Origin of the sequence: Okeania sp. SIO3B5 (assembly GCF_010692555.1) — a bacterium.
Classification (GTDB): domain Bacteria; phylum Cyanobacteriota; class Cyanobacteriia; order Cyanobacteriales; family Microcoleaceae; genus Okeania.
Genome location: NZ_JAAHHG010000041.1, coordinates 1 through 18,387 on the forward strand (window position 1 = coordinate 1; position 18,387 = coordinate 18,387).

At 37.9% G+C, this 18,387-nt stretch carries 10 protein-coding genes; 5 read left to right on the top strand and 5 right to left on the bottom strand.

Annotated elements, in window-relative coordinates; translation table 11 throughout:
* The first annotated feature begins 390 nt into the window (after window positions 1-390).
* Entirely contained in the window at window positions 391-939 is a 549-nt protein-coding gene (locus tag F6K54_RS08600) for a Uma2 family endonuclease (protein WP_293076504.1), read from the top strand.
* A gap of 402 nt (window positions 940-1,341) precedes the next feature.
* On the opposite strand, the gene F6K54_RS08605 is transcribed toward F6K54_RS08600, so the two are convergent.
* Together F6K54_RS08605 and F6K54_RS08610 are read right to left on the bottom strand one after the other, a co-directional pair.
* Window positions 1,342-2,049, bottom strand: a complete 708-nt coding sequence (locus F6K54_RS08605; protein WP_293076506.1) for a GDYXXLXY domain-containing protein — start codon at window positions 2,047-2,049, stop codon at window positions 1,342-1,344.
* A gap of 742 nt (window positions 2,050-2,791) precedes the next feature.
* The gene (locus tag F6K54_RS08610; RefSeq protein WP_293076508.1) at window positions 2,792-4,189 is read right to left on the bottom strand and encodes a DUF2157 domain-containing protein; all 1,398 of its coding nucleotides are present in this window, start codon (window positions 4,187-4,189) and stop codon (window positions 2,792-2,794) included.
* 554 nt (window positions 4,190-4,743) lie between these two features.
* On the opposite strand from F6K54_RS08610, the gene F6K54_RS08615 reads away from it, so the two are divergent.
* Together F6K54_RS08615 and F6K54_RS08620 are read left to right on the top strand one after the other, a co-directional pair.
* The gene (locus F6K54_RS08615) at window positions 4,744-4,914 is read left to right on the top strand and encodes a hypothetical protein (protein WP_293076510.1); all 171 of its coding nucleotides are present in this window, start codon (window positions 4,744-4,746) and stop codon (window positions 4,912-4,914) included.
* Window positions 4,915-5,363: 449 nt separating this feature from the next.
* Window positions 5,364-6,581, top strand: a complete 1,218-nt coding sequence (locus F6K54_RS08620; RefSeq protein ID WP_293076512.1) for an ABC transporter permease — start codon at window positions 5,364-5,366, stop codon at window positions 6,579-6,581.
* Window positions 6,582-6,710: 129 nt separating this feature from the next.
* Here F6K54_RS08620 and F6K54_RS08625 read toward each other — a convergent pair whose 3' ends face one another.
* Window positions 6,711-7,514 carry a hypothetical protein gene (locus F6K54_RS08625; RefSeq protein ID WP_293076514.1) on the bottom strand — a complete coding sequence of 268 codons (804 nt, stop codon included), beginning with the start codon at window positions 7,512-7,514 and terminating at the stop codon, window positions 6,711-6,713.
* Between F6K54_RS08625 and F6K54_RS08630 the strand changes: the two genes are divergently transcribed.
* Together F6K54_RS08630 and F6K54_RS08635 are read left to right on the top strand one after the other, a co-directional pair.
* A complete protein-coding gene (locus F6K54_RS08630) occupies window positions 7,513-7,713 on the top strand; it encodes a hypothetical protein (RefSeq protein WP_293076516.1) in 201 nt (66 codons plus the stop codon). The two genes, F6K54_RS08625 and F6K54_RS08630, sit on opposite strands and share 2 nt — an antisense overlap.
* Before the next feature lie 445 nt (window positions 7,714-8,158).
* Window positions 8,159-8,950, top strand: coding sequence for an ABC transporter ATP-binding protein (locus F6K54_RS08635; protein WP_293076518.1), 792 nt, complete (start codon window positions 8,159-8,161; stop codon window positions 8,948-8,950).
* 388 nt (window positions 8,951-9,338) lie between these two features.
* Here the strand turns inward: F6K54_RS08635 and F6K54_RS08640 are convergent, their stop codons facing one another.
* Both F6K54_RS08640 and F6K54_RS08645 read right to left on the bottom strand, forming a co-directional pair.
* Window positions 9,339-15,128 carry a type I polyketide synthase gene (locus F6K54_RS08640; RefSeq protein ID WP_293076520.1) on the bottom strand — a complete coding sequence of 1,930 codons (5,790 nt, stop codon included), beginning with the start codon at window positions 15,126-15,128 and terminating at the stop codon, window positions 9,339-9,341.
* Window position 15,129: 1 nt separating this feature from the next.
* Window positions 15,130-18,354 carry a beta-ketoacyl synthase N-terminal-like domain-containing protein gene (locus F6K54_RS08645; protein ID WP_293076522.1) on the bottom strand — a complete coding sequence of 1,075 codons (3,225 nt, stop codon included), beginning with the start codon at window positions 18,352-18,354 and terminating at the stop codon, window positions 15,130-15,132.
* Window positions 18,355-18,387 lie beyond the last annotated feature (33 nt).

Sequence of the window (18,387 nt, forward strand, 5' to 3'; positions counted from 1 at the left end):
CCTCTGTAGGAGGCTCGCTGACAGCTAATAGCTGTTTGCGTAGCATTCCGCAGGAAATGCTTACATAAAAGCAATCAAAAATGCTATATATAATCGTCAATTGCGTGTTATAATACATATTTTAGGGTTTGCTGAAAAAGTCTTTTGGTGGGGGTAGGAGACAGGAGACAGGAGACAGGAGAAATGGGAATGATCGAGGAGATAGGAGTAAGAATTGTCCCTTGATTTTTCTACCCAAATCTTGACCAAAATCCTAAATTTTTGAACTATTACCACTTAAAACCTCACACTTTTTGATACTTAAAAAGGCTAAAACCTTTATCTATAAAGACTTTTAGATTTAATCAGCAAGCCCTATTTTAGTCTCAATTCAATTCGGAGATAATAACTATGCCAAATCTAACCACAAGAGACTTAGAAAAATTAACAACCGAACATCCAGACCATAAAATGGAATTAGTAGGAGGAGAAATTATCATTATGAGTCCGTCAGGTTTAGAGTCAGATGAAGTAGCAGCAATGATTATCACCCTATTATTAAATTGGGTGCGACCTCGAAAACTAGGCAGGGTGACAGCTTCCAGTGCAGGTTTTCGTCTACCAAATGCAGATGGAGATGTTCGCGCACCGGATGCTGCTTTTATTAGAAGCGATCGTCTACCTCAAACTACAGAAAATTATGCTGAAATAGTACCAGACCTAATTTTTGAAGTCAAATCTAAGACTGATTCTGTAACCAAACTCCAAGAGAAAATTCAACAGTTTCTCACTTATGGCACGACTGTAGGAGTATTAGTAGATCCCCGCACTCGCACAATGGAAGTATATCGTCTCAATACTGAGAAAGTTGTGCTTAGGGATGGGGATGTTTTACAAGTACCAGAATTGTTACCAGGGTGGGAGTTAACTGTCGCTGAAGTCTGGGCACCGGAATTTTAATCAGGCAAGGAAGAAGGAAGAAGGAAGAAGACTTTAGCTTTTATATAGAATCCGGTTATATAGTATATGTTTATAACTAGGGTTTGCTGATTAAATATCGCGCTTATTGACTGATATTGCTTTGAGCAATTTGAGATCTGGAAAAAGTGCGAGGTTTTCGGTGGTAATGGTTCAAAAATTCAGGATTTTGGGTGCATAGTAGGGCAGAACCATCTTGAGAAAATTCTTACTCCTACCTCCTCGCTCCCAAGCCATTTCTCCAGTATCCCCCTCCTGGGAGGGGGAGGGGCGAGGGGTGGGTTGTCTCCAGTATAGCTGTCTCCTACCTTCACCCATAAGACTTTTTCAGCAAGCCCTAACTATACTCCCCTACTCCCCTACTCCTCTCTCTGCCTTATTCAATTAAAATTTGTAGTTGCGATCGCGTACCCATAAACTCACAGGTATAGCTTGGCCTTGAGAATTAACTTTGACTTCTACTACAAAAGGTATTTCACCTTCTAAGTTAACAGTAGTTTGTGCTGTTTGAATATCCTGATTAATATCTTCGCGTTTATCTTCAGGCATATAATAAGTTTCCAAGCCATATGTAACTGTCCAACCATTAAATTTACCTTGAATAGCTATTTGATTATCTGGCAAATTTTGAGGAGGTTTTGCACTTACATCTATAGGTTTCCATGCTTTGGGAATGTCTAAATTTTCTGTTGTTTCAGGTGCAGCTAAAATCACATAAATATTAGTTTGATTTTGTGCAGAAAGTTTTCCTGAGCTTTCCAATTCAAATTTATTCCAACCAGGAAGTTTACTTAAATTATCTTTGCGGGATATATCATAATTTAAAACTTGATAATAGCCTCGCAAAAAGTCATAGGGGTCTACAGGTACAGTTTGTAAAACTACAGTTCTACCTGTAATCGTAGTATAAATAGCTTGAGCAGGAATTGACAAAATTAATGCTAACTGTACAGTTAATGGCAAAATAAATCGCCAAATTGGTATCTGATTTTTTGATTTTTTTATCTGATTAATAGGTGGGTTTAATTCTTCAGAATAATCAGATTCTTTAGTTGATAAATTGCTTTGCTTAAAAGGGTTGATAAATTTCATGTTAATTCTCTCTTTTCTTAGGGAACAGGGAACAGGGAACAGGGAACAGGGAACAGGGAACAGGGAATAGGGAATAGGGAAGAAGAAAAAAACGAATACATAAGAATTAAGATAACTGCTATATCCTATACTTCAAAGGAACACCTCAATTCTCACATCTGATTCCTGATTGCTATATATCCTATATCCTAGCTGAAAAAATCTTACAGTGCCACCTAATATTATGTCCGGATAATTAGTGATAAAAAACTTTATCCCTTCTAATCTCTTCTTCCCTTCTGCCCTCTGCCTTCTGCCTTCTGCCTTCATTCCTCTAAAGTGTAACTATTCAACCGGACGTGATATAAGATCTTCTAAAAATTATATTCTTAATTCGGTGTTGGTGAATCAAACTATGAATTACAGCGCTTTCCAAATTGATGAAACACATTGCCTTAACGAAGTCAGAAGTCAGAAGTCAGAAGTCAGAAGTTAACCCACCCCTCGCCCCTCCCCCTCCCAAGCCACCCCTAGCCCCTCCCAACCCACCCCTAGCCCCTCCCAACCCACCCCTAGCCCCTCCCAGGAGGGGAGGGGAAGTAGGGGATTTAAGCCCCGCTCCAAAAATATTACGCCTTAAAAGGCGGGATTTTAGACCAATATTATTTTGATAACCAAAACCCTGTAGGGACGTTGCATGCAACCTCCCTACCTATTCCCTATTCCCTAAGCATGAAAATCATAGCTAAATTCACCAACGCCCTTAATTCTTAGATAATAAATGACGTTCAAACCATAAACCAGCAGCTATAACTCCTACACCACATAAAATAAATACAAAAGATTTAAGTAATAATCCGGTATTATACTCAAAAGTGCGACAGAGAATTTGTAAAGTTAGTAATACCAAACCACCCCAGAAACCTCCTCTAATTCCTCGCATCAATCCAATTCTAATTAAACCTGCTGCTAAAAGAAACATTTCTATATTTATTATAAAAGTTGCTATTTCTGGAATTTCATTGATACTCAGATGCCAGAAACATAATATTGTAGTTACAAAAATGAAGCCTAAAATTACACTACTGACTGAATCTAATTGCCAACGGTGAGAATTTGTTCTATTAGTTCGTGCTAAATTAAACCATTCCCAAACAGAAAAACCTATAAATATTAGAACTTCAACTAAAGTCAACCAACTAAACTGTAATGATGTATTTCCATCGCTCAAATTTTCAGTTAAAACATAATTCCAAACTCCCCGAAAAGATAAACATAAAAATCCAATACTCAAGTACCAAATAGCTAAACTTCTGGCTAATGGTTGAAAAAATCGACTATCTATTTTAGGCAAAATAGTATCGTCATACCCCCATAATAAAGCCAGAGGTAAAGTCAAAGCGATCGCTCCCCAAAAACCATTATTTGATAAGTAAAAAAATTGCCACAAACTAATTTCTAGAGCTATTAACAATATCGATGTAGCGAGGAAAAAAATAATCTTGGAACTGCACCAATAAGCTAGTGGAATTAACAACAATAATGTCACCAAAGCCATATATTTGATAATTGCCTCTAACCAGGAAAATTCCACTGAAAAAAATATAGTTGATAAACCCATTAAATAGCCTAATCCGATTAACAGGATAGCCATAATTCCCAGAGTTTCTAGTTGTAAACTATAAGCCATTACCAAAACTCCCAATCCCCAAACAATGTATAATCCGTAGGGAGAACCACCGAGATGAAACATTTGAGCCATTAATGCTATATTTGCACCTAAAATTAAGGCTCCAAATATTAAGAGTCCGTGACCTAATCTTTGTTTTTTACTGGTAGTATTCGGTAGATTATTTGGCTGTCGCCAGAGATAAAAACCGCAGGTATTAACTAAGATAAATAGAGTTAATAATAGAAGTGTTTTTACTTCTCGCGACCACTGTTGCCAGTTAGCAGAAACAAAAGTGATAATACCTAATCCTAAGAGAATACCACCTAGAGAAATTAAGATAGTAATAAAACGAGCGCTGGCGGTTTCCTCTAAAGCATCAAACTGGTATCGCTCTGATAGTTGTTGATAAAAGCGATCGCTAATTAATTCCTCTGTTTGCCATAGTTTTGCCTCTTTACGGAGCTGGCGACGAAACTTTTCTGTAATCATTATTATTGCTAAATAAAGTAATATAAATGTATTCAACAGGGTTCATTAATGGATAATGGATAATGGATAATGGATAATGGATAATGGATAATGGATAATTAATAATTACCTCTGGTTAAAACCGTTCTTGATTGAATATAAGGAGATATTATTTCTTCTCTTGGTCGAGGGATTGCGAGGAGACATCGCCATCCCTCGATCGTTTTTTTTCCCTTAAAAAGGGAGGCTTTAAACCAGAATTATTTAATTATTAATTATTAATTATTAATTATTAATTATTCGGTAATAGTCTAGGGAGAACCTCCTAGGAAGAATGCAGACAAACTTAAGATACTAATAGTAATTTTACATTAATTTTTATCAAAATAAAAGGAAATATTATTTCTTTATTTTCCCCTTGAAAGGGGAGGCAGAGTAAGCTGAATTATTTAATTAATAATGATTAATGATTGTAAGCATTCAGCTATTAGCCGTCAGCTAGCCTCCTCCGGAGGAACTGCGTTAACAGCAATAAGACCTTGTGCTTAAGAAAGGAGTTTAAATGAGTATAGACTTTGGAACTGACTTTTGTAGTAAGATTTTTCGTTTCTCAATTAAGAAAGCTTTTATCACTAATATCATGTCCGGTTGAATACTTACATTTTGGAGAAGGTAAGGCAGAAGGCAGGAGGCAGGAGGCAGAAGGAAAGAAAAGGTTAGAAGGGAAAAGGTTTTTTTATCACTGATTATCCGGACATGATATAACTAAAGGCAATAGCTGATAGCCGATAGCTGACGGCTGAATGCTTACTAATGATTAATGATTAATTATTCGGTAATTTATCTATACATCTAGAAGTGATATATCCCACCTCAATTAGATTTTTATACGACTTTTGTAGCAATTTATAAAGAAACAAAAATAATTATCCATTGTCAATTATTCATTAATTTTTGATCGTCTCGCCCATTGAGAAAAATCTTCACAAACAAAAGCCAGAAATTATACTGATAACTGATAACTGAAATAACTCACTATTTTTTCAGCCATTTATATTAAGTATTTTGCTGATGAATGGTAATATCTTTCGGATAAATAATTAAATAGTATATTCGATTGACAGAGCTTTTAATCCCCTTTGATAATAAGACTTTTTCTGGGGACTAAAATTCATCATATCTTGGACAATATCGAATGAACATCTTAGAAAACATAAAAATGGCAACAACAGCACTGCTAGCTAATAAAGTTCGCAGTAGCTTAACCATGTTAGGTATTATCATCGGTAATGCTTCTGTTATTGCCATGATTGGAATTGGCGAAGGAGCGCAAAAATATGTTAATAATCAGATTACTTCTCTCGGACCAAATGTTCTATTTATTGTGCCAGGAAGTCCTAAAGCTCAAAGACAACCTATTTACTCACCCCAAACATTAGTCTTAGCAGATGCAGAGGCGATCGCTTCTCAAGTCCCAACAGTTAAAGAGGTTGCTCCTAGTCTTACTGCTAACGAGTTAGTTAGCTACCGTAATAACAATGCATCATCCAGCTTAACTGGTGCAACTCCAGAATATTTAACTGTCAGGAATTTTGATGTTGCTAAAGGTAGATTTTTAACAGATTTAGATTTACAACGACAAGAAAATATAATAGCTTTGGGTTCAGAATTAGCAGAACAATTATTTGGTAATGAAAATCCCATTGGTAAACGAGTACGCATTAAAAATGTTACTCTGGAAGTCATTGGAGTAATGGCATCTAAAGGTACTAATTTGGGTAGTAATCAGGATATGAATGCTTTTATTCCGATTACTACTATGGCAAATAGAATTGTTGGTAGGTCTTCTCCTTATGGTCTTCAAGTAACTTTTATTTCTGTATCGGTGAAGGATGAGGATAGTATGAAAGCTGCTCAGTTTCAGATAGAAAATCTATTACGACTCCGACATAAAATTACTAATGAAGATGATTTTACTGTCAGAAGTCAGAAAGATTTATTGCAAACTTTAGGAGGTATTACGGCAGCTTTGACTTTATTATTGGCAACTACAGCGGCAGTTTCTTTAGTAGTAGGTGGTATTGGTATTATGAATATTATGTTAGTTTCAGTAACAGAAAGAACTAGAGAAATAGGATTAAGAAAAGCTATTGGTGCTTCTCAGAAAGATATTTTATTTCAGTTTATAATTGAGTCAGTGATTTTGTCTACTGTGGGTGGATTAATTGGTACTGGAATTGGTGTTAGTGGAGTGTTGATTTTAGGTATTTTAACTCCTTTAGAAACAGGTATTCCTGTAACAGCGATCGCTATTGCTTTTGGTGTTTCTGGTGCTATTGGTTTGTTTTTTGGAGTTGTTCCTGCAAAACAAGCGGCTCAATTAGATCCTATTGTAGCTTTGAGAAGCATTTAGATAATTAATAATGAATAATTATATTATCGGGACTTACGCACTACTACTATATATAGCGTATAAGTTTGTTATAATTCCAGATATATCTACTATGTTTAGTGTTGTTGTGTAAATCCTGATGATATAACACTAATTTTCCAAGTTTATGCCTAACAACTTATAGCTTGCTTTGCAACCAAGAATTAGTGCAATTACGGCAAAACCTGCTAGAACAGAAGGTTCTGGAGTTGAAACTGGAGCTGTTGCATCTGGTTCAGAGGCAGCTCCCCAAATATTCTCTCCCGAATTCAAACCTGAAATTTGTCTAACGAAAGTTCCAGCACCCGTTGCTAGATTGAGTGCAAGTTGATTTCCATTTGCAGTATAACCAAATAGCGTTCCATTGTCACCAAAAGCAAGACCATAAACTGCGCTATAACCAATATTACCAACTTTTGTGGCTGTACCATCTTGTGTAATACTCCAGAGCGAATCGCCACTAGAGGTTGCCCAAAACAGATTGCGAGCCGCATCAAATACAATATCCCCGCTACTTGAAAAACCTGAGATAGAAGATATAAGTGATGCTGCTCCAGAACTGGTGTCAACAGAATAGAAACCTGAACCACCTGAGCCGTACAAAGCGCCATCATCAGTAAAACCTAGAGCATTAAGACTTGCTCCTAAATTACCAACGTAGTTATATGTTCCTGCATCTAAATTTACCGAATATAGTTGGCTGAAGGTAATACCCCAGAGTTCATCCAGAGGATCGAGAGCAATATCAGTGAATCTTGGAGTTGATGCAAGCTGAGTATAAAATCCAGTTAAGTCATCGATTACGCCAACTTGACTACGGCTCGTTGACACATAGAAAGTCCCAGCTTGAGCAGAGGCGATCGGTGTAGATATAGCTGCTACACTTAACAGTAAGCAGGATAGTAATTTTTTCATGTTATTGAATAGAATAGATATGTTAAGACTTCAAGGGTTTGAGCGATCGCTCTACCACAGACTGATAGATATGCCCAATTTCAAAACTAGAATTCCTAAATTTGGCCTGTTGGATTCCACTTTAGGCTTTTCCAAAAAAAAACCAACTTGGGAAGGGAAGCATCAGGGTTTGAGTTCCTTTTCTAGAGATGTCTATTAGAGCATTTCCAATTAGTGACTTAAATTTATTTTAATTATGCCTGAAAACTTTTGAACTTACTACAGGGAAAGCACTCTATTTTTTCGTTTTTTTGAACTCACAACTCCGTAATATTCCTGTTAACAACTGAAGAAAGTAAAGATAAAGAAAAATGGAAAACAAAATGGCAAAAAAAAGGATTTCGTTATTATTTAGTGTTTACAATAAAATCAAGACGTTTTTGCTCAATATAAAGCTAATGTTAGGGTTCCTTTGGAGGTAAATTCAAGTGTAATTACCGAAAAATTGTGGTTGAAAGCCTCCTCTTTTAAGAGGATAAAAAGAAAAATTTTCCTTTGAGTCAATCCTCTTCTTTTAAAAGAGAGGTAATTCTAAATTCTTGAATTTCCTATAAATGATTGAAATTATTTTACTTTACTTTAATTTTTTTTTGAAAATTCCAGCTATGCAATACAAATATTCTGAAAATAATTCGTTAATTCTACCAGAGAATAAAACCCAAAAACCAGTCATTGTCGGATTAGAAAATATCGCGAAAATTTATGTCATGGGTGATGTAGAAGTTCGTGCTTTAAATGGTGTTAGTTTAGCCATAGAAGAAGGAGAATATTGTTCCATTATGGGAGCATCAGGTTCTGGTAAATCTACCTGTATGAATATTATTGGTTGTCTCGATCGCCCAACATCTGGTAATTATTATCTTGATGGTTTAGATATAGCTAATACTTTAGAAAAAGACTTAGCTAAAATTCGCAATATTAAAATCGGATTTGTCTTCCAACAATTTCATTTATTACCACAAATAACAGCTCTCGATAACGTTATTTTACCTATGCTTTATGCTGGAATTTCTAGTAAGGAAAGAAAAGAAAGAGCAGCAGAAGCTTTAAAGTTAGTAGGGTTAGAAAATCGGATGAATAGTAAACCAAATCAACTATCAGGAGGACAACAACAAAGAGTAGCGATCGCTCGTGCAATTGTTAATCGTCCAGTATTATTATTAGCAGATGAACCCACTGGTGCTTTAGACACTAAAACTACTCAGGAAGTTCTAGATATTTTCACAGAATTAAATGCTAGTGGAATTACAGTGGTAATGGTGACTCACGAACCAGAAGTGGCAAAACAAACTAAACGCATTGTTTGGTTTAGTGATGGTAAAGTTGTTAATTCTAATTTGAATCCTGAAGATTTGCATTCTACATTCCGCACGTCAAAATGTAGCATAAAAATATAAGTCAAAAGTCAAAAGTCAAAAGTCAAAAGCAAGAAATAAAGAAGTAAGAAGTAATATCAAATCCGCTCGGGTTCGGTATAAAAAATTTTCATCTTCACCTAAAGAGCAAATCTTTCTAAATTCTCTTTTCTCCTGACTCCTGACTCCTGAGGACTGACTCCTAGATTAACTATCTAATTACACCGATGCTACCGGATTTGATATAACACGGAGACGCGGTGAAAGGAGGAGGCGGAGATTGGATAATTGAGTAATTGATTCAATTTACTCAGTCTGTTCATTAAAGAAAACCCCCGCGTCCATCTATCTGTGCGTCTTCCTATCTCCGTGTCTCCCCCTCCCCGCGTCTTCTCCACACCTCACAGATTAGAGAACTGCTATATCTACCTTAGTTATTGTTAAGTAAATTTTGTATTTGTTGGAACTTCTGCGCGATCGCATCTGTCACTTCTTCCTCCTCGACGGCTGGTGTTTCCGGCAGTTCTTCCTCTGGAGTCTCAACTGTTGTTTCTAATTCTTCTACCAAAACCTCGGTAACTAAATACTCAGCTAGAGCTTCAATATTTGTATACTCAAACAAGACTGTAGAAGATACCGAACAACCAAAACTCTTTTGTAGTAAATTTCGGAGTTCTAAAGACAACAAAGAATCCATTCCCATATCAAAAAAGCCTAACTGCGTATCTGGCAGTTGAGATTCTGAAAATCCTAGTAACTTACCTACCAAACCTTGGAGATAATTTGTCATTATCTGTGGGCGATCGCTAGCTTTTGCTTTCTGGAGTTCCATCAAAAATTCGTTATTTTTGGTTTCTGCTACCACAGACTCGGAACTCATAAACTCTTCCAAAACTGGCATTGCCATCCCCGCAGGCAGTTGCGCCACAAACTGAGACCAATTAATAGGTATAACTCCTACTTGAGTTGCTGACTCTGCCAACAACTGAGTCAAAACTTCTAATCCCTGTTCTGGTGGAATGCTACTCATACCTAAAGAACGAATCCGACTTTGGAACTGACTTGCCAAACGAGTTGCCATACCACCTTCTCCCCAAGCTGCCCAGTTCACACTCAATCCTGGTAAACCTAATGCTCGGCGATGATAAGCCAAACCATCCATAAACGCGTTAGCTGCTGCATAGTTACCTTGGCCAGTGGAACCTAGTAAGGATGCTGCGGAGGAGAAACAAACAAAGAAATCTAATGGTAAATCTTGAGTAAACTGATGGAGATGCCAAGCACCTTTAACTTTGGGAGCCATGACTTTAGTAAACCGTTCCCAGTTCATCTGTTGCAAAACTCCATCATCCAAAACACCTGCTGCATGAATAACGCCGTGTAATGGTGGTAAGGATGTGTTAATTTGCTCAATCATACCTGCTACATCTTGCTCTACAGAAACATCACCTAAAAGTACAGATACTTTTGTGCCTCTTTGTTCGAGTTGAGCAATAGTCTGTTTAGCTGTCTCTGATGGTTCACGACGTCCGGTAAGTACCAAATGTTGAGCGCCTTTATCTACTAACCATTGAGCTACTTGTAATCCCAGGGAACCCAAGCCACCAGTAATTAGGTAACTGCCTTCTGCAACAATATTAATCTCTGGTTTTTCTTCTGTAATTATTTGTTGTCGCCGTACCAGTCGCGCTACCTGACGTTCTCCCTGACGGTAAGCAATTTGGTTTTCTTCCTCTGGAGACATAAGTTCTTGGGACAACAATTTTACTATGTCTTTTGCTTTCGTACCTGTTTCCAAATCAAGTAACCGACATTCCATTTCTGGATGTTCTTGGGCAATAACTCGGCCTAATCCCCAAACTGGTGTTTGTTGCACTTGTACTGTTTCGTCAGTAACCACACCCATTGCACCTTGAGTCACTACCCACAAATGTGGCATCTGCTCTGGTTTTGTTTCGACTACAGCTTGCACTAAATGTAACAAACTAGCACAACCATATTCTATAGCTGTTTCTAAGCGATCGCTATTTGTCTCGACACTCCACAAATGAACTATTTCTTGTATATCCTTAGTTTCATTTAACAGACGCTTAAATTCTTCAGGATTGGTAGGATTAATCTGGTAGTGTTTCCCATCTATCTGCTGATAACTATTACCAGGAGAAACTATAACACATCCATCTCCCAATTTTTCCTTTAACCCTGATGCTACAGCACCATCTTCTGCAAACAACAACCAGTTCCCTTTGGCTTTTTTCCCTTTGCCTTTTGCCTGTTGAGCTTGCCATTCCAGTTCATACAACCAACGCTGCGGAGTAACTTCCGAATAAGATGTCAGTTGAGCCAAAATTTGTTGATTCCACTCGGCAATTTCTTCAGTTGATAACTGTTCTTGCTTTTGAGCTGTTAACAATACATAACTTGCGATTTCCTTACTCAAAACCTTACCCAACTGATAGTAAGATTTGAATCCAGAACGTACATTCTCATCCTGATTACTTTGATACAACTGTTCCAAGCGTCCTTCAAAATCTGGATCGTACAAGAAGTTAGAAATTTCTGGACTCACATCTATTGCTGCCACTAATTGGAGGTGATGTTGAGATAAAAATTCTACCCAGTCTGATTTGGTAATAAAATAGGAGGAAGTCTCTTCATGATCGATCGCCAGATCGCTGTTAGAAATGAAATCTGCCAAAACCAGATATCCTTTTTGATTCAAATGATTGCCAATATTGTTAAACAGTGCCTGTTTATCCAAAATGTGGTGAGCAACTTCAAACCCAAATACCAGATCGTAATGATTAGGAAACTCATCTTTGGCACTATCTCGGTTATAAATTTTTACTCGCTCTTGCAGTTGATTTTCCCGGACTCTTGTGCTACCAAATTTAGCTTGTTCGCTAGAAATAGTGTATCCATTCAATTGTAGGTGTTGATATTTTTGAGCAAGCTGAACCAAATCTGAACCATATCCACAACCAAAATCTAAAACTTTTTGACAAGCTGAAAAATTGACTTGGGCAAACAATAGTTGTCTCAACTCTTTTTGAGACTCAAAAATCATCTCACGATTCTTTTCCTGATTGGATTCAGTTAGACATTTAATCCAGGAAAAATCAGGTACTTTATCGGGAAACAAACCGAAGGTTAAAAACGGTGATTCTGCTAATCCATCGGCCTGACTGCCATCTTGTACTTGACCTAAGGTTGCGACCGCATTATAATACTCGTGAACAGTTCCACCTTTGAACTCCAGATAATTTTGCTGTCGTTTTACCAGAAGTTCGAGCAATTTTGGTAAAATTTGTCGTTCTTGTTCTGTTAGTTCCCCTGCTAATTCTACTTCGTCTACTAACTGTTGTGTTTCCCCTTGATTAAGCAACTTCACAATGGGAGTCGAGAGAGTTTCATCTTGAGATTTATGTCCGTTTTCTTTGACTTCATGCCAATAACGCTGTCTTTGAAATGGGTAGCTAGGGAGCGTAACTTTAGAACGAGAATAGTCGCGGTCAAACTCTGACCAATCTACTGTAACGCCCTGTGCGTACAGTTGCCCTAAACTGTTAAGAATCTGTTGCCAATCTGTTTGAGGTGGACGCAATGAAGGCAACCAACTTCCCACATCTTCTGGCAAACATTGCCTACCCATTCCCAGTAATATTGGTTTAGGTCCAATTTCCAAGAACAATTGATAGTTTTCTTGATGAAGCGTTTCCATACTCTGGGTAAAACGCACGGGTTGGCGGATATGATTTACCCAATATTCTGGGGTGGCAATTTCTGCTGTCGCTAGTTTTCCTGTAACATTGGAAATTAAATCAATTTGTGGTTGAGCATAAGTTACTTCTTTGGCGACAACTGCAAATTTTCCTAGCATAGGTTCCATAAGTGGAGAGTGGAACGCATGGGAAACTTGGAGAGGTTTCGTCTTGACACCTTTGTCTGACAAACTCTCACAAATAGCTTGGATAGCTTCACCCACACCAGAAATAACAATACTCTCTGGTCCGTTTATTGCTGCTATATTTACTTGTGACGCGTAGGGCGCTATTGCCTCGCTGGCCAAAGATTCTGATGCAAACACAGAAACCATTTCCCCACCACTAGGCAACTCCTGCATTAACTGTCCCCTAGTTGCAATCAGTTTCAGACCGTCTTCTAGACTGAATACTCCAGCAATACAAGCTGCCACATATTCTCCCACACTATGACCCATTACCACATCTGGCTTCACACCCCAAGATTGCCATAATTGCGCTAATGCGTATTCAATCGAAAATAGGGCAGGTTGAGTATAACGAGTCTGGTCTAGTAAAGAATTTTCTTTCCCATTTTCAGAATCAGAATAGAGAACATCTAATAAAGGTTTCTCTAAAAATGAACTCAAAATTTGGTTGCATTGGTCTAGAGATCTACGGAAAACAGGTTGAGTTTCATACAGTTGTCTTCCCATGTTGAGATACTGAGAACCCTGACCAGTAAATAAAAATGCTACTTTAGGTGAAGTTGTGGTGTTACGAAGGTAAGCAGAACATATTCCTGTGACTTCCTTTCCTGCTAATCGATCGCCTAGTTTAGTTGATAGTTCAGTTTTATCAGCAGCGATAACCGTTAGTCGATGATTAAAATGGGAACGTCCTGTATTTGCCGTGTAACAGATATCTTCTATCTCTAATTCTGGATTATTTTCTAGATAATTTTGATAATTGCCAACCAACTCTGCCAATGCTGTTTCTGTTTTTGCCGACAGTGTTAATAAATGCAAAGGTCGCTCTGAAAAATCTTCACTTTTGCCTTTTGCCTCTTGACTTTTAACTTCTAGTGGAGCTTCTTCTAAAATGATATGAGCATTTGTCCCGCTAATACCAAAAGAACTTATCCCTGCTATCCTTGGTTGTTCGCCTCGTTTCCATGGAGTAGCTGCAGTGGGAACTACTATCGGCAGTTGATGCCATGGAATGTGGGGATTAGGATTTTTCAGGTGTAAGTGGGGTGGTATTTCTTGATTTTGCAGCGATAAAACTACTTTAATCAGAGCTGATGCTCCTGCTGCTGCTTCCAAATGTCCTATATTGGTTTTCACTGAACCCACTACCAAGGGTTGATTGATGGGGCGGTTTTTGCCATAAACTGCTGCCAAAGACTCTAACTCAATCGGATCGCCCAAGGGTGTACCCGTACCATGAGCTTCTACATAACTTACCTGACTTGCTTCAATTCTGGCATTTTGTAGTGCTTGCTGAATTAGTTCTTTCTGAGCCATTTTGTTGGGAACAGTCAGACCACTACTAGGCCCATCATGGTTAACTGCTGAACCTCTGATCGTTGCCAAAACTCTATCCCCATCAGCAATAGCATCAGAAAGACGTTTCAGCACAACCATGCCACATCCTTCTCCCTGACCATAACCATCTCCAGAAGCATCAAAGGTTTTGCAGCGACCATCAGGGGCGACTGCTTTCAATTGACAACGACCAATAGTACCGACAGGCCAGAGAATTAAATTTACCCCGCCAGCGATCGCTAAATTACTCTCCTTTAAACGCAAACTCTGGCAAGCTAAATGCACAGTTACCAGAGAGGAAGAGCAGGCTGTATCTAACTGAATATTTGGCCCTTGTAAACCCAGTAGGTGAGAAAGGCGACCAACTGCCATGCTACGAGCATTTCCTGTACCAGAGTGGGCATTCATCAAGGGTATGTTTTCCCAAGTCATACCCCTTTGGCCATAGTCATCAGTACAAATACCCACATATACACCTGTTTTACTATTTCTCAAATTAGTAGGTGCAATACCAGCATTTTCTAATGCTTCCCAAGTAACTTCTAACAGTAGCCTTTGTTGAGGATCTAAACTAACTGCTTCTCTGGGCGAAATCCCAAAGAATAAGGGGTCGAAGCGATCGACTTCCTTAATATACCCCCCCTGTTTAGTGTAGGTTTTCCCTGGTGTATCCGGGTTTGGATCGTAGTAAGCATCAACATCCCAACGACCTGATGGTACTTCACCTACAGCATCTATTCCTTCATGTAATAAGTTCCAGAATGAGGCTGAATCGTTAGCATTACCAGGAAATCTACATCCAACTCCCACAATAGCAATAGGTTCAGTTTTTTCCTTGTTAACTGCTTCAAGTCTATTTCGCATTTCTTTGATAGTTTGAAGCACTTGTTGGGAGGAAACAACTTGTTTTTCTGTTTCCGAAGCATTAGTCATTTTAGTCCCCTTCATTATTAAGTAAAAGTGTAATCTCTTTCAGTTCGTCTTCAATGGCCTTGGCCACTTCTGTTTCCTGAATAGCAGTTGCGATCGCGTCTTCGTATAGCGGTTTTATTTCACTTTCAACAGTAATTTGTTGACTTTGATTTGTCAAGTCTAAAGTCTCATTTTTTTCTTCTAATTCTCCTCCTGCAAAAATCTGGATAAGTAAATATTTAGACAACTCTTGAATATTAAAATAATCAAGCAATGTTGATACTGAAACTTCACAACCAAAAGTTGTTTGTAATGTTTCTTTTAGTTCTAGCATTAATGAGTAATTTAAGCCCATATCGGCAAATCCTAATTGTGCATCTAAATGATTTGATTCATCTAATCCTAATATTTTATTTAATAAACTTTGTAAGTAATTAATTATTAATTTTTGCCGATCTTTTTCTGGCTTTTTCTCAATTTTTTCTAAAATACCCGATTTTTCAGATGAATTTGTTTGATTATTTTTATGTTGATTTATTAATAATTTCAGGAATTTTGGTAACAATTTTTTCTCATCTAATGTCAAATCTTGAGCTTGATTTAATTCTGCAGTTAATCCCTCTATATCTCCTTGGTTTAGTAAGTTAAAAATTAAGCTTGACTCATTTTCAGGAATCTTGTTTGGCTTCTCTTTTTCAAAAGTTTCAATCCAATAACGTTCTCTTTGAAACGGATAAGTAGGAAGTGCTACTTTCTCACGAATATAATCTCGATCAAATCCAGACCAATCAATATTTACTCCTTTAATATATAGTTGTGCTAGAGTTTCTAATATTTCTTCCCATTCTGTTTGAGCTGAAAGTAGGACCTGGCTTTCCTGTAGGGACTTGGTTTCTAAGGCTTTACACATTCCAATTTCTAGGAATATTTCATAACCTTCCTCATTTAAAGTTTTAATGCCCTGAGTCAAGGGGACAAATTCCCAGGAATGATTCACCCAATATTCGGCTGAAGTCATTTCATTACCTAATTTTTGGCCAGTAACATTAGAAATTAGTGGTATTTGAGGCTGACTGTAGGTGATTTCTTGTGCTATATTTTTCAATTCTGTATCAATAATTACACCACTATTCCTCTGTTGCTGCATTAACCTGCCCCTAGTAGCAATTAATTTGAGAGCCTCTTCTAAACTAAAGACTCCTGCTACACAAGCTGCTACATATTCACCGACATTTTGACCTAAAAGCACATCTGGTTTAATGCCCCATGATTGCCATAACTCGAATAAAGCATACTCTATGGAAAATAGGGCAGGTTGACTATAGGTACTTTGGTCTAGTAAATCAGAACTTGACTTTTGTGGCTTTTGATGATCAAGAACTTCCAAGAGGGAATTTTCTAGCTCTGGACGTAGGATGCGATCGCATTTATCTAAGGCTTGACGAAAAGTTGGTTGACTTTCATAAAGTTGTTGCCCCATGTTTAGATACTGGGGATTTTCACCTGTGAATATGAAGGCAATTTTAGGTGTAGCGATGTTGTGAGGTATTTTTCCTGATAATATTCCGCCAACTTCTTCTTCCTGTTTTTGTTGTCGGAGTTTTTCAAGTAACTCTTGTTGGTTGGAAGCAACAACTGCTAGTCTATGATTGAAATGGTTACGTCCTGTATTAGCTGTATAACAAATATCTGCTAATTCTGATTCTGGATGAGTTTTGAAATAATTCTCATAATTACTAACTAACTCTTGCAGAGCTGTTTCTGTTTTTGCTGACAACGTTAATAAATGCAACGGACGTTCTAAAACATCTTCACTTTTGCCTTTTGCCTTTTGACTTTTAACTTCACCTGGAGCTTCTTCTAAAATTATATGAGCATTCGTTCCACTCATGCCAAATCCACTAATTCCAGCTAAACGCGGTTTCTCTCCTTGTTGTTTCCAAGGAAAAGCTGTTGTTGGCACCTTTAGCGGCATTTCCTCCCAATCAATCTGAGGATTAGGCTGATTGAAATGTAGATTTGCTGGAATCTCCTCATTCTGCAAAGCGAGAACAACTTTAATCAAACCTGCTATTCCTGCTGCCCCCTCCAAGTGACCTATATTACTTTTTACCGCACCTAAAACTAGAAGTTGTTCTTTAGTTCTTTTTTGACAATAAACCTCATCTATTGCTCTTACCTCTAGAGGATCTCCCAGAGATGTACCCGTACCATGACACTCAACATAGTCAATCTCTAACGGCTTTAACTTAGCATTTTTCAAGGCTTGACGAATTACCTTTTTCTGAGCCTGCTGATTTGGAACTGTCAATCCACTACTAGGCCCATCATGATTAACTGCTGAACCTTTGACTAATGCTAAAATACGGTCATTATCTGCTGTAGCATCCCGAAGACGTTTCAGGACAACCATGCCACATCCCTCACCCCTAGCAAAACCATCAGCACTAGCATCAAAAGTTTTACACCGACTATCAGGTGATAACGCTCTACCTTGACAAAGTGCATGAGTAGCATTAGGAGCAAGCATCAAATTTACTCCTCCCACTAGAGCTAGATTAGACTCCCTAGAGCGTAAACTTTGACAGGCTAAATGTAAGGCAACTAAAGACGAAGAACAGGATGTGTCTAGGAATAAAGCAGGCCCTTGTAACCCCAAAATGTATGCCAGTCGGCCTGCTGACATACTCATCGCAGTGCCTATTCCTAAATAAAAATCAGGTAACTTGTCAGACTGTAAATCTGTACCTATTATTCCATAGTCATTGTTCATCTGACCAATATATACCCCAGTATCAGTCTTTTTCAAACTCCTGGGTGAGATACCTGCATTTTCCAATGCTTCCCAAGTAACTTCTAAAAGTAGCCGTTGTGAAGGTTCCATCTTAGCTGCTTCTAGACCAGAAATTCCAAAAAATGCTGGATCGAATTTGTCTATCGGTTGTTGGAGAAAATAACCTTGACGAACATAAATTTTGTCAGGGACATCAGGATCTGGATCGTAGTAGCGATCAATATCCCATCGGTTTCTTGGAATCTCTGTCCTGACATCCTTTGCTTCTTTGAGAAATTTCCAGTAAGTATCAGGACTATCAACGCCTCCAGGAAAACGACAACCAATGCCAATAATAGCTATTGGTTCTGTAGCTGCTGTTTCAATTTCATGCAGTTTAGCAGTTGCTTGTTGAATTTTCAGCAGTAAACGTTGCTGATTTGAGAGTTTGTTTGTTTGAGAGTTAGGTTCCATCTTTATTTTATTCGTCTGTAATAAGTTATTGTC